This is a genomic window from Chitinophaga sp. (genome assembly GCF_039596155.1).
Lineage (GTDB): Bacteria > Bacteroidota > Bacteroidia > Chitinophagales > Chitinophagaceae > Chitinophaga.
On sequence record NZ_JBCNKF010000001.1, the window covers coordinates 312210 to 333232 of the forward strand.

Genomic DNA, 21023 nt, shown 5'->3' on the forward strand with positions numbered 1-21023 from the left:
ACAGATCTAATCGTAAATTACATGATCGTCGCCGGATTATACACGCCTATATATACATTATTTTCCACCACTTTCACGGGATAGGTCGTGATGTTACATTCATGCTCATCAGTAAGGCAGCGGCCATCTTTCAGCGAGAAGGTCTTTTTGTGGAAAGGGCAGGCAACCTTAGGTTCTCCTTCCTGGGTGCCGGTCATGCCCCGGCTCAGTGCCATCTGCTGGCGGTGGGGGCAAAGGTTTTGCGTGGCATACCATTCGTTCCTGCGGGCAAAGCGGAATAGTGCGATCTGTTCATCGCCCAGTTTTACACATACGCCACCGTTAGCAGGGACGTCGGAGGTATGGCAGGCCAGTACCCATGCAGTCTGTGTGTCTGTTGTTATTTCCATTCGGCAGCTTTTTTTTGTTCTCTGAGATGATCAAATTTTATGGTAGGATCTTTTTCGCCGGGGGCGTTTACGAAGTGATTGAAGCGTTTGCGCAATTCAGGATTGTCAACCACCTCTTTCCATTCGCATTTGTACCTGTCTACGAGTGATTGCATGTCTGCTTCCAGTTGGCTGGCGATCCCCAGACTATCGTTCACGACAACATTGCGGAGGTAGGTGATGCCACCATCCAGTTTGTTGAGCCATGTGGCGGTACGGGTAAGGGGGTCGGCGGTTTTGATATAAAACATAAGGAAGCGGTCGATATAGCGGATGCAGGTGTCGCTATCGAGGTCAGCTGCCAGCAGGATGGCGTGTTGTGGTTTGGAGCCACCGTTTCCGCCTACATAGAGGTTCCAGCCTTTTTCGGTAGCGATGATGCCGAAGTCTTTGCTCTGGGCTTCTGCGCATTCGCGGATACAACCTGAAACGGCAGACTTAATCTTGTGAGGAGCGCGTAAGCCACGGTAGCGTTCTTCGATCTGAATCGCGAAGCTCACACTGTCGTGCAGGCCAAAGCGGCACCAGGTAGACCCCACACAGCTTTTGACAGTGCGGAGTGCTTTGCCGTAAGCATGGCCGCTCTCGAAGCCCGCAGCGATCAGTTCTTCCCAGATGGAAGGCAGATCGCTGAGGTGAGCTCCGAAGAGGTCTATACGCTGACCACCGGTGATTTTGGTGTAGAGATTGTATTTGAGCGCCACTTCTGCGATGACCAATAATTTGGCAGGTGTGATTTCGCCACCGGGAATGCGGGGTACTACGGAATAGGTACCACCTTTTTGTATATTGGCGAGGAAGCGGTCGTTTGAATCCTGAACGGTATCATTGCCTTTGTCGAGAATGAGTTCATTCCAGAGGCTGGCGAGGATAGAGGCGACTACAGGTTTGCAGGTTTCGCAGCCGTCACCATGACCGTAGGTATCCAACACTTCGTCGAAAGTATATAAGTTCTTTACTTTGATCAGGTCGTATAGTTCCTGGCGGGAATAGCTGAAGTGTTCGCAGAGTACGTTACGGATGTATTTGCCCTGTGCCTTCATGGTAGAGGTGATCAGGTCTTTGACCATCGGAACACAGCCACCACAGCAGGTACCGGCTTTGGTACATTTCTTTACATCATTAAGTGATTCATGACCAGCTTCTACAGCCTGGCAGATGGCGGCTTTGGAGACACTTTCACAGCTACAGATGATTGCATCGTCGGGTAGGCCTAATACACCCGGACCTGCTTCAGTAGCACCTCCGCGGGCACCGAGCAGTACGTCTTCCGGATTGGGAGGCAGCACTACTTTATTTTTGGCGGTTTGCAGGAGCATGTTGTAGGCTTCAGCTTCTCCTACGAGGATTCCGCCCAGGAGTTGTTTGCCATCGTCAGAAACATTGATACGTTTGTAGATACCTTTCATGGTGTCTTCGTAAACGATAGGGCGGCCGGTAAAGGGATCCCCGAAGCTGGCCACATCTACGCCAATGAGCTTGAGTTTGGTACTCATGTCGTAGCTGGTAAAGGTTTTATTGCCTCCGGTCAGGTTGGTGGCAACAACTTCTGCCATTTCGTACCCGGGAGCTACGAGGCCATAGACCATACCGTTATGCAGGGCACATTCACCGATGGCAAAAATCGCAGGGTCAGTGGTTTGCAGGTGGTCGTTTACAACAATGCCGCCTCTGTGGCCGGTATCCAGTCCGCAAAGTTTTGCGAGTTCATCTCTGGGTTTAATACCGGCAGAGATGACGAGCATATCTGCATCGAGCTGGGTGTCGTCGGCAAATTGTAATCCGGTGATGGCATCGTCACCTAATATAATAGAGGTGTTCTTATTGGTATGGATTTCCAGGCCCAGCTGGTTAAGTTTGGATTGCAGGATGCGGGAGCCGGCATCATCGATCTGGCGGGGCATGAGCCGGGGTGCAAATTCGATGACATGGGTATCGGGAATACCCAGATCCAGGAGGGCTTTAGCCGCTTCCAGGCCCAGGAGACCGCCACCGATCACAACGCCACGCTTCGCTTTCGGGGCATAATCCCGCATAAGCTCCAGGTCTTCAATGGTGCGGTAGATAAAAACGCCTTTTTTATCTACACCGGGGATGGGAGGAACAAAAGCAGCTGAACCTGTGGCGAATATGAGATATTCATAAGATTCGTTGATACCTTTGTAGGAGTGGACGGTCTTATTTTCGCGGTCAATATGTTGAACAGGGTCTCCGAGGTGTAGTTGTATATTATGATCGCTGTACCAGGAGGAAGGAGCGAGGAGGAGATCATCGGCGGTTTTGCCTGCGAAGAACCCGCTCAGGTGCACCCGGTCGTATGCCGGGCGTGGCTCTTCACCAAATATTGTGATCTGAGGTGGTGTAGTGTGTGTCTTTGAGAGAATCTTCTCACAAAACTTATAACTCACCATTCCATTGCCAATGATTACTATTTTCATGGTTGATAAGAAGCAGAAGGTTATTTATTATGAAATAGTTAATATGATAACTTTTTCCTTTCTGGATGTCTTTTTTATTCCTTTTTCTATGACTTGCATCATGAAATTAAGAATAACTAATGTATTTTTATAGTGATTAGTATGATTTATATCACATAAAATTATTTATAATATATTTAAGTATGGCAAAATTATCCCTGGTAGGTGCTGGTCCGGGTGATCCGGAACTAATTACGCTGAAGGCAATAAATGTTTTGAAACAGGCAGATGTGATTCTGTATGATGCTTTGGTGAATGAAGTCTTGCTGAAATATGCGAAGCCGGGGGCGGTCGTGCAGTTTGTAGGAAAAAGATATGGATGTCATTCATTGTCCCAGCAGGAGATCAACCACCTGATTGTGGAGTATGCATATAGTCATGGGCATGTGGTAAGACTGAAAGGGGGGGATCCATTTGTATTTGGCCGTGCAGGAGAAGAAATAGCAGCAGCTAATGCTGCCGGTATGGAAGTAGAGGTTATTCCGGGTATTTCCAGTGCCCTGGCAGCGGCGGAGTCACAGATGATACCATTGACCAGCAGGGGAGTTACGGAGAGCTTTTGGGTAACGACGGGTACTACGCTGACTGGTGATATTTCAGGTGATATAGCGCTGGCAGCGCGTTCTACAGCTACTGTTATTATATTAATGGCAATGAGCAAGCTGGAGGAGATCATGGAGATTTTTGCCCAACATGGAAAGAGGGATCTGCCGGTGGCCATCATCCAGGAGGCGACCACGGGCCGGGACAAAATGGTCATCGGGACAGTAAAGGACATCTATTATAAAGCGCAACATGAAGGATTGGCAAATCCTGCTGTGATAGTAGTAGGAGAAGTAGTACGTTTGCGTAATATAGCTGCCGAAGTGCAGGCATTGATCAAAAAAAAGAACAATGAAGAAAGATAAGCCAGGTTGCGATAATGCCACCTGTATGTTCTGCCGGCTTTGTGTACCCGAATGGAAACCCGCTATACAGGCACACAAGCAAACCTATGCTGTCAAAAAAGGCGGGCTGTTATTTAAGGAGGGAGATCCTGTACAGGGTATCTTTTTTTTATATAGTGGTTCTGTGAAAGTACATAAGCACTGGGGGGAAGAGAAGGAACTGATTGTCCGTTTTGCAAGGAAAGGAGACATTGTGGGCCACAGGGGTGTAGGTAACACCCAGTTTTATCCCGTATCGGCCACGGCTTTAGAGCCGGTAGAAGTTTGTTTTATTCCGCTCGGTTTTTTCCAGGCGACGCTGAAAGTGAATCATGACTTTCTCTATGCGATGATGCTTTTTTATGCCACTGAATTGCAGGAGTCAGAGCAGAAGATGCGGAACCTGGTGAATATGCCGGTAAAGGGAAGAATTGCGTATGCGTTATTGTTGTTGTCAGAGAAGTTTGGGCAGGACGAAGAGGGGAATATCGACCTGATACTGAGCAGGCAGGATTTGGCTTCCTATACAGGTACCACGTATGAAACTGCTTTCAGAACGATGAGTGACCTGATCCAGGAGCAGGCGATCGCTGTATCCGGCAAGAGCATAGCCGTGACAGATACAGCGAAGCTGCAGGCATATTCGCAGTTACAATAGTTTGTATTCAGCGGCGAGTTTTACAACCGAAGTCGTATTGTTCACACCGAATTTTTCCATCAGATTTTTACGATGGCTTTCTACTGTATGGGTACTGATAAATAATTGTTCCGCTATTTGAATAGTGGTGAGGCCTTTGCCGATGAGCTGGAGAATTTCCTTTTCGCGGCGTGTGATGCGAGGGATGGCCTTGAGCAGGTCCTGGTCAGCGCTTTTCAGTGCTTCGCGGGTACTGGTACACAGGTATTCTTCCCCGTCCATCACAGTATTGATGGCTTTAATGATTTCATTGCCCAATGCATTTTTCAACACATATCCACTGGCTCCATTCTGGAGCATACTGTGAATAACAGGTTGTTCATCGTGTACGCTGAGGGCGATGATCCTGATATCTTCATATTTCTTTTTGATTTCAGTGGTCAGGTTGATGCCACTTACATCCGGAAGATTAACATCCATAAGGATGACATCCGGGTGCTCTTTTTCTTCTAATGCCTGTAGTACGCTTTTTCCATTGCCATAATCCCCGATCACATCAATGGTCAGATCAGTACGCAGTATGTTCTTCAGTCCTTCCACCATAATGGGGTGGTCTTCTACAACTATAACCTTTATCATGCATCATTTTTTTCGCTTGTTGCACATTCGATTGTGATGGTGGTTCCTGTTCCAATTTCTGATTGAATTTCCATTTTCCCACCAAGGAAGTCTACACGGGCCTGTATATTGGCGAGGCCGGCGCCTTTCAGTTTATTACCCTGTGTGGTGTCGAAACCAGCACCATCATCTTCAATAGTGAGGAAGATAGTGTCGCCGGTTTGCTGCAGGAGTACCAGGATCTGGGAGGCGGCGGCATGCTTGATAGCATTATTGACCAGCTCCTGCATAATTCTATACAGTACTACCTGACGGGTATGTTTCATACTATCAGTATGGAAGTTGTATACCTGGCAGACGATATTATTTACCCCGGTCTTTTTGAGGCCACGGCAGTATTCTACGGTTGCTTCGCCCAGTCCATATTTGATCAGTATTTCAGGCATCATGCTGCGGGCTATGCGGCGTAGCTCATCCATGGCGCCATCCAGCCGCTGAAGTGTGTTATTTACTTTGTCATGCTTAATGGCTATATCGTCTATAGTAGGAATTGTAGATAGCTCAAGTTTGATACCAGATAATAATCCGCCTAATCCATCATGGAGGTCCCTGGCCAGCCGGGTACGCTCCTGCTCCTGTCCTTCCAGCATAGCGCTCAGGAGAGAGATGTGGTGTTCCTGGCGGATACGGTCTACTTCGAACTGGTGCAGTTGTTCCTGTTGTGTGAGCAACTTGCGGCCATTTCGATAGAATAAATAACTTAAACCTGCTACGACGAGCAATGAGATCATGATAACGATCATCAGTGAAATCAACAACCTGTTTTTCTGCAGGGCAAATTCCTGTCTTTCGTTTTCATGTTGCAGCTGGAGGATCCGTCTTTCCTTTTCGGACGTCTGGAACTGGGTTTCCAGTTCATGCAGTTTGGCGGTCACTTCCTGTTCCTGCATACTATCGGAGAGGGTGATATATTCCCGCAGGAACCGGTAACCCTGGTCTGAATTACTTTGTTTGTAAGCGATATCCGCCATGAGGTCCAGCGCCGGCATGTGCAGGGGATAATCCCTGAGTGAGGAAGCCAGTGCTTTATATTCATTCATGAAAGACATGGCGATATCGTACTGACCCAGGCGGTTATGCAGTTTGGCCAGGGAGTACAGATTCTGACAAATGGCGGTATTGTCCTGGTAGCGACGGGCGATAGACAGTCCACTGTTGAACATGGTCGTAGCATGTACATACATCTGGTGCTTCTGATCCAGCTGTCCCTGGTAGTCGAACCAGGAAGCCCATAGGATGGAAGAGTCGCCAGGCATGGAGTCCAACTTCTTTTTTGCATCTGCAAGGTGTTGCTGCATCTGTTGCAGGCTATCCAGGAAAAACATACAGCTGGACAGGTTCAGGTGGCGGCTGATGATGTCGGAGGTGAATTCTGCCGAGTCTGCATAGGTATCCAGGCTCTTATTATAATATGTAGTGGCAGTTTTGTATTGTGCCTTATTAAAGAAGATGTCTCCCAGGCTTTGATAGGTAGCCCCCAGTATTTTGGGTTCATTGAGTTGTTCAAGTATGGGGATAGCCTTCAGGTATTCTTCTACCTGTAGCTGGGCGTAGCCTTTATCGCCCATGACCATGGCGAGATTAATTCTTGTCATGGCCATGAGCTTGCGGCTTTCCCTGGCGGTGTCCTTTTTGAGGGCCTCTTTGGCCAGGATCAGGAACTTCTCTGCTTCCTGTGGATCATGGTACGTGCGGTACCATTCACCCAGCGCAAGGTGAGCACTGGCGATTCCGAGCTTGTTGCCCCGTTTTTCTTCCAGTTTAAGTGCCTGTTGTATATAAGAGAAGGCTAAAGCACTGTCGGTAGTCTGCAATTTTTTCGCGAGCCGGAGAAATAATTCCACCCTGGCAGCTTCGTCGGGGACCCTGCGGATAGCGTTCTGGAGGCTATCGAGGTAGGTCGGTTTGGACCTGGAGCAGCTGGTGATAAAGACGCTGTTAGCAATTAACAGCATGATAATGAGTATGCTTAATACCCGTCTGTAAGTAAATGTTGTTCCCATCCGGATGGAAATATATAAAATATTTTATAAATATAGCTAATTGGTTGAGATTATTGGATTTAGATTGTTTTTAATATGATCAGGTAAGAAAACCCCTGTTTTCCGGGATTTTTTTCAGGGAGAACAGGCTGTACTTTTGTGATGTCGAAAGGGAAATGTGAAAGCGAAATATGCCGAAAGGCCACAAACATGACGATAACCTTATCAAAAATATTCACGAGGCCATAGATTTTATTGAACAAACCCCAGAGATGACAAGGCAGCGGGATTCGTACACCCGCTGCCTGTATTTAAAAAACGATTTTCTCTTTATCTTATTGTTCCCGCAACCGTTTTATATTTCATATTCTGAGCTGACCAAGGGACCTGTCGCACATTAGTGTTGATAGTGTCCTGTTTTTATTTCAGGATTATACCCGACAAAGAAGGCCAGCCAGATGGTTCTGGATATGCGCATAATAGGTGGCTGGAGCAGGATCAGTAATACTGCATTCACGCCAATCCACCAGAAAATTCTGTTATCATAGAGGGAGAAACCCAGCAGCACCCACCAGGCCACAAAGGTGGCCACACTGATAGCTACGGTAAGTGCATAGCTTACATAGCCGGTGCCGAAGTAAAATCCGATTTCCCGTTGCAGGTCCTCTCCACATACAGGACATTTATCGTTCATTTCTGTGAAGTGCTTCAGGTCATAGGCATTGTCCGTTTTAAAAAGTTTTCCTTTCCGGCAGGCGGGGCATCTGTTTTTCCAGATACTAAGGAACAGGTTAGGCCGTTTTTCGATTTTTTCTGCACACATATTATTGAGTAATGAATTTCTTCCTGAATTCTTCGGGAGTGATCCCTTCATAATTTCTGAAGAAACGGGTGAAGTAAGAGTTGTCTTTAAAATTGAGATCGTAGGCGATTTCGAGAATACTCATATCCGCATTGGTTAGCAATCGCTTAGCTTCAAGCAGTATTCTGTCACGGATTACATCGCCGGCTGTTTTGCCCAGCAATTCCCTGCACAATGCATTGAGGTGGTTGGGCGTTATGTACAGCATAGCGGCATAATCTTTCGGCAGTCTTTTAGTACGGAAGTACTGATTAATCAGCTGTTGGAAGTTGCGAAGCTGCATAGAAGTATGTCCTGTCAAAGCAGCGGTTCCCGGTCTGGTGGTATGGCGCTCTACAGTGATGAAGAGTTCCAGCAGTCGCAGGCAGATCATGTCCATGTTGAGCAGGGGATGCTGATTCGCTTCCCGCAGCAGTCTTTCAAACAGTTCGGTTACTTCAGGTTGAATATAGGCCGGTAGCTGGCAAACGGATTGCTGGCTATTGCCGCTGAAGAAACTAAACTGGTCCAGGTAATTTGGATTGAGCAGGAAGGAACGGAAGAAGTCGGTGGCGAAATGAATGATATATCCGTCGGTACGGCTTTTAAAGTCCCAGCTGTGCACCTGGCCAGGTGCCATAAAGTAGATCTGGAAGGGTTGGACTTCGAACTTAACGAAGTCGATAGTGTGGGATCCGCTACCTTTTGTGAACATCACCAGGTGATAGAAGGCATGCCTGTGGGGGTGATGCCTTGCCTGGTAGTGTTTGTCGAGGTAACCGGCGAAGTCCTCGACCATGAGGTGTAACGGTTGCCCGTTTTTGTCGATGGTACAGACGTCGTATACCGGTATTGTAGCGCGAGCCATTGTGCTGTTGTTATTGATTGTACAAAATTACCGGATTTTATGGGTATCTGATGGTAGAATAAGGGGGTGTTGTGGTACTTTTTACTGATTCGGTAAATAGTTAGGGGTAAGATACCCTGGGAAGCGTCTTATATACATATAAAATATTTTTATTTTATAGGGTTCTGGTTAATTTTGCGATAATTACCAGATAAACAAGTCTCAACTACATCATTAAAGAAAGCATGAAGACACGGAAACGTATTTTTCGTATCCTGTATATCGTATTGGGTGCTATGCTGACGCTATTAGGGATTGCCTCTCTCATTCTGTATACTCAGCAGGAACGATTGACACAGATGGCACTAAGGGAGCTGAATAAACAATTGCCCGGTGACCTGGTCGTGGGTGGTAGTGATATCGCACCCTTTGAAAATTTCCCTTACGTATCTATCGGGCTCAAAAATGTGACATTTTATGCTGACAAACAGCATACAGGTAAACCTTTATACCAGGTAGAGCGGTTGTTTATCGGATTCAGTTTACCCGACATCATTCGCCAGAAATATAATGTCAAGGTCCTGGTTGTGAAAAAGGGTTACCTGCATCTGGTAAAATCACAGAACGGAAAAATTGATATTGTGGAAGCGAACCGCATCCAATCGGATTCTGTCGTTACCCCGACTGGGGCCTCTTCGCCCATGAACCTGGATATCAAGAAGATTATTCTGAGAGATCTGGATATTTCATATACAGATAAGGTAATGGGATCACATATTGCTACGCATATCGATAAGATCAAGACGTCTTTCAAAATGGAAGGGGATCTGATCAATGCCACCATGGAGGGTAAGCAACTGATAGACTATACCACGCCTGGGGATACTGTATTGTTCAGGCGGAAACATATTGAGACAGATCTGAAACTGAGTTACGATAGCCGGAAACAGTTACTGAACCTGCCTGTGGGCAAACTAAAACTGGAACAGGCCAGCTTTAATGTAACCGGGTACCTTGATATGTCGAATGGCAACCTGGTAGACGTAAAACTGGAGGGGGATAAGCCAGATATCAACCTGTTGTTATCTTTTGCGCCTGCAAGTGTAACTGAACAGCTGAATCATTTTAAATATGATGGCCGCATTTCTTTTAAAGGTATGATGAAGGGAAAACTGGGGGATGGCAAGATGCCATATATCTCTGTGAACTTCGGTTGTGAGAATGCGTACTTCCTGAACCCCGATGCAAATAAGAAAGTAGACAGTCTGAGTTTCAAAGGGTATTACACCAATGGTGCGGAGCATTCACTGAAAACCTCTGAGCTGCATATTCTGAATATGAGTGCGCTACCTGAAAAGGGTTTGTTCAAAGGCAATTTTGTGATGCGGGACTTCACGGATCCTAAGATTGTGATGCAGGTAAATTCCGAACTGGAGCTGGAATTTATTGGTGCATTCTTAGGTATCAAAGACCTGCAGAAAGTGACAGGGCATATCAGTCTGAATATGAACTTTAATGAACTGGTAGATATGCAACTGCCGGAAGCATCGCTGGGTAAGCTGAAAGAAGGCATTCAGAGTGAGCTGACGGTAAGTAATCTGACCTTCCGGATTCCGGGGTACCCGAGTATGGTCCGCAATATGAACCTGCATGCCAACATGAAGAATGGACAGGTAACATTGGATAGTCTCGCATTGCGCGTAGGGCATTCAGATATTGTGCTGGGTGGTTCACTGAGCGACCTGCCTGCAGTGTTCCATAAACACCAGCAGCCTGTGAAAGTGACCCTGCATGCACATAGTAACAAGGTATTGATGAGTGATGTACTGGCTTTTGATACAGCAAAAGCAAAATTAGCGAAAGAGGAGATCAATGGTTTTAACATCGCATTGTCTTTTGAAACTTCCGTTCATCAGTTGCTGCATGCTGCACCATTACCAAAAGGGACGTTCAGGATGGAGAAACTGAATGCTTCATTTAAATACTATCCACATGCCTTTCATGATTTCGCGGCCGAAGTGGCTATTAATGATACGGCATTGCTGATGCGTAACTTTGGTGGACTGATTGATAGTACGGATCTGAAACTGAGTGCCAGGGTGATCAATTACCAGTTGTGGTTTGACAATGTGAAAAGGGGAAAAACCCAGATTGCATTTGACCTGAAATCACAACACCTGGCCATGAATGATCTGTTGGGAAAGATCAGCAGGAACTATGTGCCGAAAGATTATCAGCATGAGGTAGCAAGCAATCTCTGGTTGCGTGCGAAGTGTGATATGAAGTACGATTCTATATTCAAATTTGCGAAACTGCATATTGCGAATGTATCCGGATCATTGAAAGTACATCCGATCAGCCTGGAGAAGATCAATGGTACGATTATGTATGGGAACAACCGTTTTATCCGCATTGATACACTGACGGGTAAGATTGGGAACAGTGACTTTGATATCAGTGGCCGGCTGTTCTATGGAAAGGATACGACGCTAAAGAAGAAGCCCAATTTCCTGACCTTTAAGTCTGAAAAACTGGATGTGGATCAGTTGACGAATTATAAGTTCTCCGGTGTGGAAGAGGAAGATGACAAACCTTTGGTAGCACCCACGATGGTGAGAAATACGGTCACTGATTCTATTCATAAGAGTGCGTTCAATATCTTTAATGTTCCATTTACAGATATCACGGTAGATGCGGTAGTTGGCAAGGTGAAATATCATCATCTGTGGATAAAGGACTTTACAACAAAGATGCGTATGCAGGCGAATCATCACTTATATGTCGATACGCTGGGAATGCATATTGCAGAAGGCACCATTGGACTGAGGGGGCATTTTGACGGATCAGATCCGGCGAAGATTATGTTCAGAAGCAGAACCCGTTTCAATGATGTGAATATTGAAAAGATGATGTTAAAGCTGGATTACTTTGGACAGGATTATGTGATCAATAAAAATGTGAAAGGAAGATTGTTTGGGCAGGTAAGATGCCGGGTATTGATGCATCCGGATCTGACACCCAGGCTGGAAGATTCAGAAGCTGTACTGGATGTGGATATCAGGAATGGTAGTCTGGTGAACTTCACGCCTATGCAGGCAATGGCTAGTTATTTTAAAGATAAGAATCTAAACAAGATCAACTTTGATACGTTGAGGAATAAGCTGACCTTAAAGAACGGGGTATTGGAGATCCCGAATATGAACATTAATTCGTCGCTTGGGTTTATAGAAATATCAGGTAAGCAGGGATTGGATTTTAGTATGGAATATTACCTGAGGGTGCCGATGAAAGTGGTAACAAGTGCGGGATGGCAGGGATTATTTGGCAGAAAGAAGGAAGAAGTGGATCCGGATCAGGAAGATGCGATTGAATACAGAGACAGGAACAAGACGATCCGGTTTATGAATATTAAAGTAACTGGTACGCCGGATAAGTTCAAAGTCGGACTTGGGAAGGCGAAAAAAGCTTAGCTATGACGAAAGCGATCATGATACTATTATTTTTTTGCAGTACTGTGCAGGCGCAGCGATTTCGCGTGCTTGCGCTGGCAGAGAACGGAGGGCATCATATTGCTTACAGTACAAGGGCAAAAGTGTGGCTGGATCAGCTGGCCAGGGACAGCAATTTTGTGATCGATTATATAGAGAATACCGATAAAATTGATGTGGACTTTTTAGCGAAGTATCGGCTGTTTATACAGCTGGATTATGCGCCTTACGCCTGGAAGCCGGCAGCGGCCAGTGCATTTGAAGCATATATCACAAAAGGGAAGGGGGGCTGGATTGGATTTCATCATGCCACGCTGCTCGGTGAGTTCGACGGGTACCCGATGTGGGATTGGTTCCATCGATTTATGGGTAACATCAGGTGGAAGGATTACATCCCGGATTTTGCGGATGGAGAGGTGGTGGTAGAGGACAATAAACATCCGGTAATGCAGGGTATACCTGATTCATTTTTAGTGAGGAAGGAGGAGTGGTATTCTTATGATAGGAGTCCGAGGCCGGATGTACATGTATTGGCACATGTGAATACGATCCTGCAGGGTGATCATCCGGTGATATGGACCAATCCCAGGGTAAAAGCCCGGAATGTCTACATATTCATGGGGCATTCGCCTGCATTGTTCGATAACCCTACCTATGTTTTATTATTCAGGAATGCTATCAGCTGGGCAGCGGGTGTTGGAAAATAAATTCCATTTTTGAGCAGCCGGTAATGTTGAATTGTTATAGCTTGCTATTTTTAACCCATTCTACTATGACGCAACAATTACCTGCTTTTTTAAGTGCAGATAGCAGCACCTCTTTTTCTTCCGGAGCGTTTTATTTACGGCCATTGGTATTAGATACAGATATTCCGTTGATTCATGATTGGGTGAACAGGGAGTATGCTGTATACTGGCAATTACAGAATAGTACGATAGAGCAGGTGAGGAAGATGTATGCGGATCTGATTGCTTTGCCGCATGTACAGCCATTTCTGGGATTTTATAATGACAGACCTTCTTTTCTGGTGGAGTTTTACAAAGCCCGGGAGGACAGGATAGGAGCTTACTATGATGCGCAACCGGGTGATTACGGATTTCATATCCTGATGGCACCGGTGGAGAAGCGGATCCCTGATTTTACATTTCAGGTATTTCAGGTGATTATGTCATTTTTATTTAGTGATGCAAGGGTAGAAAGGCTGATCGTAGAACCGGATGCGAGGAATGAGAAGATCCATGTGTTGAATAAGAGAGCGGGGTTTGAGTACCAGGGATTGGTAGAGTTGCCGGAAAAGACGGCGTACCTGGCGTTTTGTAAGAGAAAAGAACAGGCAGTTTCCTGAGAGAAACTGCCTGTGAGATAATATGTTATTAACCTGAAGTATTAATTTCTTGCAGCGCGACCTCCGCGGCCGCCACCATTGTTATAGGTTCTGCCACCGCCATATCCGCCACCGGATTGTCTGGAACCACCATTGTTATTGCCAACAGCAGTTCTGTTTCCGCCGCCGTTGTAAGTACGGCCAGGCTGGTAGTTATTGTTTCCACCGCCATAGTTGCCGGTTCTGCCACCTGAGTTATAAGTGCGGCTGGGTTGATAGTTCCCGTTGTTATATCTTCCGCCGTCATTATAAGTTCTGTTAGGTGCATAGCCACCACCTCTGTTACCGCCGTAGTTACTTTGACGGTCGTCCATGCGGTAACCACCGCGGTTATCGAGGCGGCCGTTGCGATAGTTATTTACCACTATTCTGTTACGCTGGATCACGGTGACAGACGTTACGCGTGTAGGTCTGTACATGAAGCGTGCGGGTGGGATTCTGCGGGTGGGCACTACTACATAACGCGTGTTGTAATGAACGCAGTATGGGCGGTACTCATAATAAGGCATTGGACGCCATGGACGCCACCATACAGGGTGAGCAACCCATGTAAACGGAGAAACCCATACGGTATAAGCAGGTGCGTATACAAAGCGAACACATGGCCAGAACCATACATTTACGATGATCCCATCAGGGCTTGAAACGGAAGGACCGTGAGAAGCGGGGCTGTCATTAAATGCATTTTCTGCTTCAGGTAATGGCTCGGCGATGGTAGATTCTCCATAGATGTCAGCATCACCTTCAATCTGGATCACGGCATTATTTTCGGCAGTTTTTTCGAGGGAGATGACAGCAACGTCCTGGCTTTCATTGGCAGAAACGAGGGCCTGCAATACAAAGATCTGTACATTGTCCTGTTTTTTACCTGTAACGCGCACATAATCAATCTGTCCGTCGCCATTAAGGTCCAGATTATTCACTTTATTATCCTGTGAGTTTAATAATTTTTCGAATTCTTCGGGTGAGCCTGCTTTTTTAAACAAATCCAAAGCTCCCTGTAAACTGAAATTGTCCCCGGGCAAACCGGTAGAATCCGCCTGTTGTTCCTGTGCGCTTGCGCTGACTGCCATAGTAATAGACAGCAGGAGGGCAGAGATGGTTTTTGAAAGGTGCATACGACGTTGTTTAGATCGTTAGGGATGTGAATTTACAAATAGTTTAATTGTATTATATAAAAACTGTGCCAATCGGACGGGGTTGATTTTTTCGGGGTGTAACTAGTTGATAATTAGTATTAAAAAACTTGAACGTATGAGTGTTTTTTCTTTGTCTATCTGATTGTAATGCTGGATGATTTAGATTTTTTTTGATTTTAATTCAATTTTTATTCCTAATTTTGATCCCGTCAATCATAGCGTCCGGGCTTCCGGGTAGACTACTTAAACCGCAACTTGCATACTGTTTTGGGCCACCAAACTAGGACATTGTTTGATGATAATAAGTCACCGTTTTGTTTTCAAACATCGTTAATATTAACTGTTTACGATTTTTCGTGAACTGTGCTTAAACCGCAACTCGCATACTGCTTTTGGACCTTTTTTTTAACGCTGCATTCAGTGGTGTGATACCGACATCGGGTCTGTATTCACAATAATTAGTACTGTCAATTATGACCTGAAAAAGGTGCAGGTCATAAAACACGGTATCTGAAATTGCACAGGTATGGTGTTATAACAACCGATTTAGAGCAAAAAGATGAGTAAAATGTTACGTGCGAAGATGGCGGGCAATCCCCGGGTAGAAACTGCAAAAGAAAGAGGGATCTGGCCGTATTTCCGGCCCATCTCTTCCGGTCAGGACACTGAGGTAGAAATTGAGGGCAGGAAAGTATTGATGTTTGGATCGAACTCCTATTTAGGGTTGACAAACCATCCTCAGGTAATAGCAGCCGCTGTCAGGGCAACAGAAAAATACGGTACCGGATGTGCGGGGTCCCGTTTCCTGAATGGAACGCTGGATTTGCATCTGGAATTAGAAGCGAGGCTGGCAAAATTTGTAGGCAAGGAGAATGCAATCGTATTCAGCACTGGTTTTCAAGCCAATCTGGGTGCTTTATCAAGTCTGACAGGCCGTAATGACTATATCCTGCTCGATGAACTGGATCATGCTTCCATTATTGATGGTAGCCGTTTGTCTTTTTCAAAAGTGGTCAAGTACAAGCACAATGATATGGACAGCCTGGAAGCTAAATTGCAGGCGTTGCCTTCAACAGCGGTACGCCTGATTGCAGTGGATGGGGTATTCAGTATGGAAGGAGATCTTGCTAAACTACCTGATATTGTATCACTGGCTGATACTTATGGTGCAAACATCATGGTGGATGATGCACATGGTCTGGGTATCTTAGGTATGAATGGTACCGGTACAGCAGCTCACTTTGGATTGACTGACAAGGTAGACGTGATCATGGGTACTTTCAGCAAGTCATTTGCATCGCTGGGTGGATTCATTGCTGCTGACAATACCATTATTGAGTACCTGAAACATACAGCCCGCGCGCTGATCTTCAGCGCCAGCATGACTCCTGCTGCCGTGGCAAGTGTGCTGGCTACCCTGGATATTATAGAATCAGAACCAGAACATATCAAGCGACTGTGGGATAATACAGAGTATGCCCGGAAGTTGCTGGACGAAGCAGGTTTTGATACCGGTGAAGTATCTGAGACGCCAATTATTCCAATTTACATCCGCAATGAGGAAGGGGTATTTACCATTACCAGGCGATTACAGGAACTGGGGGTCTTCGTGAACCCTGTAGTACCCCCTGCTGTACCTCCTGATGCAACATTGATCCGTTTTTCATTGATGGCGACACATACTTTCGCACAGATTGAACATGCGGTAGAAATGTTGATCAAAGCATTCAAAGAAGAGGGCATTCCTTTAAAGGAAAAACAGAAGGGAAACATAGTGCTGCAATAAGCCTGTAACAATTAAAGCAAATAATAATGGACACAATACAGATACCTTCCGTTTCCGCCACAACCACCCTGGTCAGGGGGAGCGCTCCTGTTATTGAACAGGTGAGCACTAAGCAGCAAATGAAGTCATTCATAGACTTTCCGCATGACCTATACAGCAATGATCCGTTTTATGTGCCCGAGTTGTTTATTGCACAACGTGACCTTTTAACGCCGGGCAAACATCCTTTCCACGAACATTCACAAATACAACTGTTTCTCGCTTTACGTGACAAGAAAGTAGTAGGCCGTATCGCGGCTATCAATAATCGCAATCACAATGCTTTCAATGGCACCAACGATGGTTTCTTTGGCTTTTTTGAATGTATCCCTGATATAACCGTGAGCAACGCCTTGTTCAATGAGGCTGCAGAATGGTTGAAAAAGCAGGGCTTATCTACCATCATTGGGCCGGTGAACTTCTCTACCAATGAAACCTGTGGTTTACTGATCGAAGGATTTGACAGTGCGCCCGTCGTGATGATGCCTTACAACCGCCCATATTATATAGACCTGATCAGGGCGGCTGAGATGAAGGAGAACGTGACACTGATTGCATGGCAGGTAACCGCCGATGCAGTAGAAGACAAACCACTGCGTATGATGCAGCTGCTGGAGAACAGGCTTGCCCAACGCAATATTGTTGTACGCAAGATCAACCTGAAGAGGTTTGACGAAGAGGTAGTGAAGATCCGTGAGATATATAATAAAGCCTGGGACAAGAATCTTGGATTCGTTCCCATGACAGACAATGAATTCGCGTATCTGGCAAAGGACCTGAAAATGATACTGGATCCTGATTTTTGTATCGTCGCAGAAAAGGATGGACAGGCAATTGGCTTTGCCCTGGCTGTACCTGATCTGAACCAGGTACTGATTAAGATTCGCAAAGGACGATTATTACCTACCGGTATTTTTAAACTGCTGCTTGGTAAGAGTAAGATCAAAGGGGTACGTGTATTGGCCCTGGGTGTACTTGAGCCATTCCGCAAGCTGGGAGTAGAGGCAGTATTTTATGGCCAGATCATCAGAGACTGCCGTAAGAAGGGTATTAACGTAGCCGAAGCCTCCTGGATACTGGAACACAATGACCTGATGAACAGTGCTATCCAGGCTGTAAATGGGCAACCATACAAGCGATATAGGATTTACGAGAAAGCGATATGAGGAAAGTATTGATAACAGGTGCAAGCGGATTTCTAGGCTTTCATTTAATAGAAGCCGCGCTGGCAGAAGGAATGGAAGTGCACGCAGGGATAAGGCCCTCCAGTGATGTAGCACATTTACAGCATCTGGAGATCTCTTTCGTGCACCTTGATTTCCGCGATGTACCTGGAATGGCAGCCTTGCTACAGGAGCAGCAATACAGTGATATCATTCATGCAGCTGGTGCTACCCGTGCAAAAAATGAAGCGGCTTTCAACGCCGTGAATGCAGGTTATACTGAGAACCTGCTAAAGGCGGTCATCCAGTCAGGCATTAAGCTGAACAGGTTTGTGTATATCAGCAGCCTGGCAGCCGTAGGGCCAAAGGCTTATGAAGATACATGGCCTGAACAGGATGAGGTCTCACCTTCACCGGTAACGTTGTATGGAAAAAGTAAGCTGCTGGCAGAACGAATCCTGAAACAATACGCACAGATTCCCTGGGTAGTATTGCGTCCGACAGCCATTTATGGTCCGAGGGATAAGGATCTGTTCGTGTTATTCAAAACGTACGGTTGGCGACTGGAACCATATATGGGAAGAGGCCCCCAGCAATTGAGTTTTGTCTATGTAAAAGATGTGGCACAGGCTGCCATTCGCGCATTGAACGGACAGATTATACATACCTGTTATGATGTTTCAGATGGGAATAGTTATGACCGGTATGCTTTGGCGAAAGTGACAAAAGGTTTGTTAGGCATCAGGACGTTACGTATTCACATGCCATTAACAGTGATCCGCTGGATTGCCAGAATAGCTGAGGCAACAAGTTCGGGCATGCCGTTGTTAAATAGGGACCGGTTAAACGAGCTGACTGCCCAAAACTGGAACTGTAGCATAATACGTATACAAAAAGAACTTGGATACCAACCAGACTTCAACCTTGAAAAAGGGATGAGGGAAACCCTGGATTGGTATACCGGGAACCACTGGTTATAACAAATGTTCACTAATTGAAAAACAAAGAGGCAAAAGTTATTATGAAACATCAAATTAAAGACGCAAATGGAAAGTTAGGCGTACTGATGCCAGGCCTTGGCGCGGTAGCGACTACTTTCATCGCAGGAGTGTTAGCTGTTACCAAGGGCTTTTCCAAGCCTATCGGATCTGTAACACAGATGGGACATATTCGTCTGGGTAAGAGAACAGACAATCGGAATCCACTGATCAAAGATTTTGTTCCCCTGGCTAAGCTGGAAGACATCGTATTCGGCGGCTGGGATGTTTATGAAGATAATGTGTATACAGCAGCAGTAAAAGCTGAAGTACTGGATAGGTTTCAGATCGAAGCAATAAAACCTGAGCTGGAAGCCATCGTGCCGATGAAGGCAGCATTTGATAAAAACTTTGTTAAAAATCTGGATGGCACACATGTGAAGGATTTTAAGACGCGTTATGATCTGGCACAAATGGTGATGGAAGATATCAGGACCTTTCAGGAGAAAAATAAAGTAGAGCGGGTGGTAATGGTTTGGTGTGGTTCCACAGAAATTTATCATGAAGCGGCAGAGATACACAACTCACTGGCAGCATTTGAGCAGGCATTGAAAGACAATGATGCGAGAATTGCCCCGAGTATGATCTATGCTTACGCGGCGCTGAAGCTGGGCGTACCTTTTGCAAACGGTGCACCTAACCTGACCTGTGATATCCCGGCATTGGTTGAGCTGGCTCACCAGACCAGGACCCCGATTGCAGGTAAGGATTTTAAAACCGGTCAGACCCTGATGAAGACAATTCTGGCACCGGGACTGCAGGCAAGAGCACTGGGTATGGACGGCTGGTTTAGTACAAATATCCTCGGAAACCGCGATGGATGGGTGTTAGACGATCCTGACAACTTCAAAACCAAGGAAGTTTCCAAACTTGGCGTTTTGGAAGATATTTTAAGTCCGGAAGAATATCCTGATCTTTACGGTGACCTTTACCACAAAATTCGTATTAACTATTATCCGCCGCGCAAGGATAATAAGGAAAGCTGGGATAATATTGACATCTTCGGCTGGTTAGGTTATAAAATGCAGATTAAAGTAAACTTCCTGTGCCGTGATTCAATTCTGGCCGCACCGATTGTACTGGACCTCGCATTATTTATTGACTTTGCAAAGCGTGCAGGCATGAGTGGCGTACAGGAATGGCTTTCATTCTATCTGAAATCTCCTCAAACTGCTCCTGGCTTACGTCCTGAACATGATATTTTCAAGCAATTGATCAAGTTGCAGAATACCCTGCGCTACCTGATGGGGGAGGATCTGATCACACATCTGGGACTGGACTATTACGAAGGAATTTTTGATACTGAATGATAAGAATACACAAATTAATCGCTACCAGCCTGGGCATAGGCTACATAGGCAAGGGAGGAGGAACGGTTGCAGCAGCAGTCGCCGCACTGGTTTGGTACCTTGTTCTGGCTGGTAGCAATCCTGCCCACTTTGGGCCATTACTGATAACAGTGGCCATTACATTACTGGGGATCTGGTCAGGTACGAAAGTAGAGCCCTATTGGGGCAAAGACGACAAGAAGGTCGTAATAGATGAAGTAGCCGGGATGATGGTAAGCGTACTCTTTGTACCTGTCACTCCGGCATATATATTGGCTGGATTGGTTTTATTTCGTTTTTTTGATATAGTAAAACCTTTATATGTCAGGCGCACAGAGGCTCTTCCGGGGGGGATAGGCGTGATGATGGACGATATTGTAGCCGGAATCTATTCCAATTTATTGTTGCAACTGGTGATTCATTTGATTTAGCGTTATTGGGTACGCGTTTTGCACAATTGTAGACCATATGCGTTTTATTAAAGCACAAGCTTCGGCACTGGTAGCGACCGGAGTTCAATTTTCAGTATCCTTTTTACTATTACACATGTGGGAAGGATATGGTGTAGCTGCCAATGTGACAGGAGTAGCCTGTGGTGGTATTACCAACTTCATGATTAATAGGAAATGGGTATACCAGAAGGGAGACGACACATGGAACTGGCAAGCCATTAAATATATTATTGTCTGGTTCGGAAACCTGATAGTCAATACCGTCTGCTTTTGGGTATTGACCAATTATACCGCTATCGATCAGCGTGTGGCTGTGGTTATGGCATCGGTAATCACCGCTGTTGGGTATAACTATGGAATGCAAAAGCGGTTTGTTTTTAAATGATTTTGG

18 protein-coding genes are annotated in these 21023 nt (G+C 45.8%); 11 read left to right on the forward strand and 7 right to left on the reverse strand.

Annotated elements, in window-relative coordinates; genetic code table 11:
* Positions 1-17: 17 nt before the first annotated feature.
* Both nirD and nirB read right to left on the reverse strand, forming a co-directional pair.
* Positions 18-389 carry a nitrite reductase small subunit NirD gene (nirD, locus tag ABDW33_RS01180; protein WP_343688236.1) on the reverse strand — a complete coding sequence of 124 codons (372 nt, stop codon included), beginning with the start codon at positions 387-389 and terminating at the stop codon, positions 18-20.
* Positions 380-2866 (reverse strand): nitrite reductase large subunit NirB, encoded by a 2487-nt coding sequence (gene nirB, locus ABDW33_RS01185; RefSeq protein ID WP_343688237.1) that lies wholly within the window; start codon positions 2864-2866, stop codon positions 380-382. The genes nirD and nirB overlap by 10 nt, the downstream gene beginning before the upstream one ends.
* A 182-nt stretch (positions 2867-3048) precedes the next feature.
* Between nirB and cobA the strand changes: the two genes are divergently transcribed.
* Together cobA and ABDW33_RS01195 are read left to right on the forward strand one after the other, a co-directional pair.
* A complete protein-coding gene (cobA, locus tag ABDW33_RS01190; protein ID WP_343688238.1) occupies positions 3049-3813 on the forward strand; it encodes a uroporphyrinogen-III C-methyltransferase in 765 nt (254 codons plus the stop codon).
* Positions 3800-4489: a Crp/Fnr family transcriptional regulator gene (locus tag ABDW33_RS01195; RefSeq protein WP_343688239.1), complete on the forward strand. Its 690-nt coding sequence runs from the start codon at positions 3800-3802 to the stop codon at positions 4487-4489. The genes cobA and ABDW33_RS01195 overlap by 14 nt, the downstream gene beginning before the upstream one ends.
* Here the strand turns inward: ABDW33_RS01195 and ABDW33_RS01200 are convergent.
* The 4 genes from ABDW33_RS01200 to ABDW33_RS01215 form a co-directional block, all read right to left on the reverse strand.
* The gene (locus ABDW33_RS01200) at positions 4481-5107 is read right to left on the reverse strand and encodes a response regulator transcription factor (RefSeq protein ID WP_343688240.1); all 627 of its coding nucleotides are present in this window, start codon (positions 5105-5107) and stop codon (positions 4481-4483) included. The two genes, ABDW33_RS01195 and ABDW33_RS01200, sit on opposite strands and share 9 nt — an antisense overlap.
* A complete protein-coding gene (locus ABDW33_RS01205; protein WP_343688241.1) occupies positions 5104-7149 on the reverse strand; it encodes a sensor histidine kinase in 2046 nt (681 codons plus the stop codon). Before ABDW33_RS01205 ends, ABDW33_RS01200 begins: the two co-directional genes overlap by 4 nt.
* Positions 7150-7525: 376 nt before the next feature.
* Complete coding sequence (locus ABDW33_RS01210; protein WP_343688242.1) at positions 7526-7951, reverse strand: DUF983 domain-containing protein; 426 nt, start codon at positions 7949-7951, stop codon at positions 7526-7528.
* Between the two features lies 1 nt (position 7952).
* Positions 7953-8837 carry a helix-turn-helix transcriptional regulator gene (locus tag ABDW33_RS01215; protein WP_343688243.1) on the reverse strand — a complete coding sequence of 295 codons (885 nt, stop codon included), beginning with the start codon at positions 8835-8837 and terminating at the stop codon, positions 7953-7955.
* A 224-nt stretch (positions 8838-9061) separates the two neighbouring features.
* On the opposite strand from ABDW33_RS01215, the gene ABDW33_RS01220 reads away from it, so the two are divergent.
* The 3 genes from ABDW33_RS01220 (at position 9062) to ABDW33_RS01230 (ending at position 13649) form a co-directional block, all read left to right on the forward strand.
* Complete coding sequence (locus ABDW33_RS01220; protein WP_343688244.1) at positions 9062-12286, forward strand: AsmA-like C-terminal region-containing protein; 3225 nt, start codon at positions 9062-9064, stop codon at positions 12284-12286.
* Between the two features lie 2 nt (positions 12287-12288).
* A complete protein-coding gene (locus ABDW33_RS01225; protein ID WP_343688245.1) occupies positions 12289-13011 on the forward strand; it encodes a ThuA domain-containing protein in 723 nt (240 codons plus the stop codon).
* 65 nt (positions 13012-13076) lie between these two features.
* Positions 13077-13649: a GNAT family N-acetyltransferase gene (locus ABDW33_RS01230; protein WP_343688246.1), complete on the forward strand. Its 573-nt coding sequence runs from the start codon at positions 13077-13079 to the stop codon at positions 13647-13649.
* Between the two features lie 41 nt (positions 13650-13690).
* Here ABDW33_RS01230 and ABDW33_RS01235 read toward each other — a convergent pair whose 3' ends face one another.
* The gene (locus tag ABDW33_RS01235; RefSeq protein WP_343688247.1) at positions 13691-14806 is read right to left on the reverse strand and encodes a hypothetical protein; all 1116 of its coding nucleotides are present in this window, start codon (positions 14804-14806) and stop codon (positions 13691-13693) included.
* A gap of 580 nt (positions 14807-15386) precedes the next feature.
* Between ABDW33_RS01235 and ABDW33_RS01240 the strand changes: the two genes are divergently transcribed.
* From ABDW33_RS01240 to ABDW33_RS01265, 6 genes are read left to right on the forward strand one after another with little or no spacing between them, the layout of a single operon-like run.
* Positions 15387-16613 carry an aminotransferase class I/II-fold pyridoxal phosphate-dependent enzyme gene (locus ABDW33_RS01240; RefSeq protein WP_343688248.1) on the forward strand — a complete coding sequence of 409 codons (1227 nt, stop codon included), beginning with the start codon at positions 15387-15389 and terminating at the stop codon, positions 16611-16613.
* 26 nt (positions 16614-16639) lie between these two features.
* Positions 16640-17818: a hypothetical protein gene (locus tag ABDW33_RS01245; protein WP_343688249.1), complete on the forward strand. Its 1179-nt coding sequence runs from the start codon at positions 16640-16642 to the stop codon at positions 17816-17818.
* The gene (locus ABDW33_RS01250) at positions 17815-18795 is read left to right on the forward strand and encodes an NAD(P)-dependent oxidoreductase (RefSeq protein WP_343688250.1); all 981 of its coding nucleotides are present in this window, start codon (positions 17815-17817) and stop codon (positions 18793-18795) included. Before ABDW33_RS01245 ends, ABDW33_RS01250 begins: the two co-directional genes overlap by 4 nt.
* A 41-nt stretch (positions 18796-18836) precedes the next feature.
* Entirely contained in the window at positions 18837-20162 is a 1326-nt protein-coding gene (locus ABDW33_RS01255) for an inositol-3-phosphate synthase (RefSeq protein WP_343688251.1), read from the forward strand.
* Positions 20159-20611 carry a phosphatidylglycerophosphatase A gene (locus tag ABDW33_RS01260; protein ID WP_343688252.1) on the forward strand — a complete coding sequence of 151 codons (453 nt, stop codon included), beginning with the start codon at positions 20159-20161 and terminating at the stop codon, positions 20609-20611. Before ABDW33_RS01255 ends, ABDW33_RS01260 begins: the two co-directional genes overlap by 4 nt.
* Before the next feature lie 37 nt (positions 20612-20648).
* A complete protein-coding gene (locus ABDW33_RS01265) occupies positions 20649-21017 on the forward strand; it encodes a GtrA family protein (RefSeq protein ID WP_343688253.1) in 369 nt (122 codons plus the stop codon).
* Positions 21018-21023 lie beyond the last annotated feature (6 nt).

Coding starts and splice junctions, on each gene's coding strand:
- nirD (WP_343688236.1), bottom strand. CDS start 389: ATGGAAATAACAACAGACACACAGACTGCATGGGTACTGGCCTGCCAT.
- nirB (WP_343688237.1), bottom strand. CDS start 2,866: ATGAAAATAGTAATCATTGGCAATGGAATGGTGAGTTATAAGTTTTGT.
- cobA (WP_343688238.1), top strand. CDS start 3,049: ATGGCAAAATTATCCCTGGTAGGTGCTGGTCCGGGTGATCCGGAACTA.
- ABDW33_RS01195 (WP_343688239.1), top strand. CDS start 3,800: ATGAAGAAAGATAAGCCAGGTTGCGATAATGCCACCTGTATGTTCTGC.
- ABDW33_RS01200 (WP_343688240.1), bottom strand. CDS start 5,107: ATGATAAAGGTTATAGTTGTAGAAGACCACCCCATTATGGTGGAAGGA.
- ABDW33_RS01205 (WP_343688241.1), bottom strand. CDS start 7,149: ATGGGAACAACATTTACTTACAGACGGGTATTAAGCATACTCATTATC.
- ABDW33_RS01210 (WP_343688242.1), bottom strand. CDS start 7,951: ATGTGTGCAGAAAAAATCGAAAAACGGCCTAACCTGTTCCTTAGTATC.
- ABDW33_RS01215 (WP_343688243.1), bottom strand. CDS start 8,837: ATGGCTCGCGCTACAATACCGGTATACGACGTCTGTACCATCGACAAA.
- ABDW33_RS01220 (WP_343688244.1), top strand. CDS start 9,062: ATGAAGACACGGAAACGTATTTTTCGTATCCTGTATATCGTATTGGGT.
- ABDW33_RS01225 (WP_343688245.1), top strand. CDS start 12,289: ATGACGAAAGCGATCATGATACTATTATTTTTTTGCAGTACTGTGCAG.
- ABDW33_RS01230 (WP_343688246.1), top strand. CDS start 13,077: ATGACGCAACAATTACCTGCTTTTTTAAGTGCAGATAGCAGCACCTCT.
- ABDW33_RS01235 (WP_343688247.1), bottom strand. CDS start 14,806: ATGCACCTTTCAAAAACCATCTCTGCCCTCCTGCTGTCTATTACTATG.
- ABDW33_RS01240 (WP_343688248.1), top strand. CDS start 15,387: ATGAGTAAAATGTTACGTGCGAAGATGGCGGGCAATCCCCGGGTAGAA.
- ABDW33_RS01245 (WP_343688249.1), top strand. CDS start 16,640: ATGGACACAATACAGATACCTTCCGTTTCCGCCACAACCACCCTGGTC.
- ABDW33_RS01250 (WP_343688250.1), top strand. CDS start 17,815: ATGAGGAAAGTATTGATAACAGGTGCAAGCGGATTTCTAGGCTTTCAT.
- ABDW33_RS01255 (WP_343688251.1), top strand. CDS start 18,837: ATGAAACATCAAATTAAAGACGCAAATGGAAAGTTAGGCGTACTGATG.
- ABDW33_RS01260 (WP_343688252.1), top strand. CDS start 20,159: ATGATAAGAATACACAAATTAATCGCTACCAGCCTGGGCATAGGCTAC.
- ABDW33_RS01265 (WP_343688253.1), top strand. CDS start 20,649: ATGCGTTTTATTAAAGCACAAGCTTCGGCACTGGTAGCGACCGGAGTT.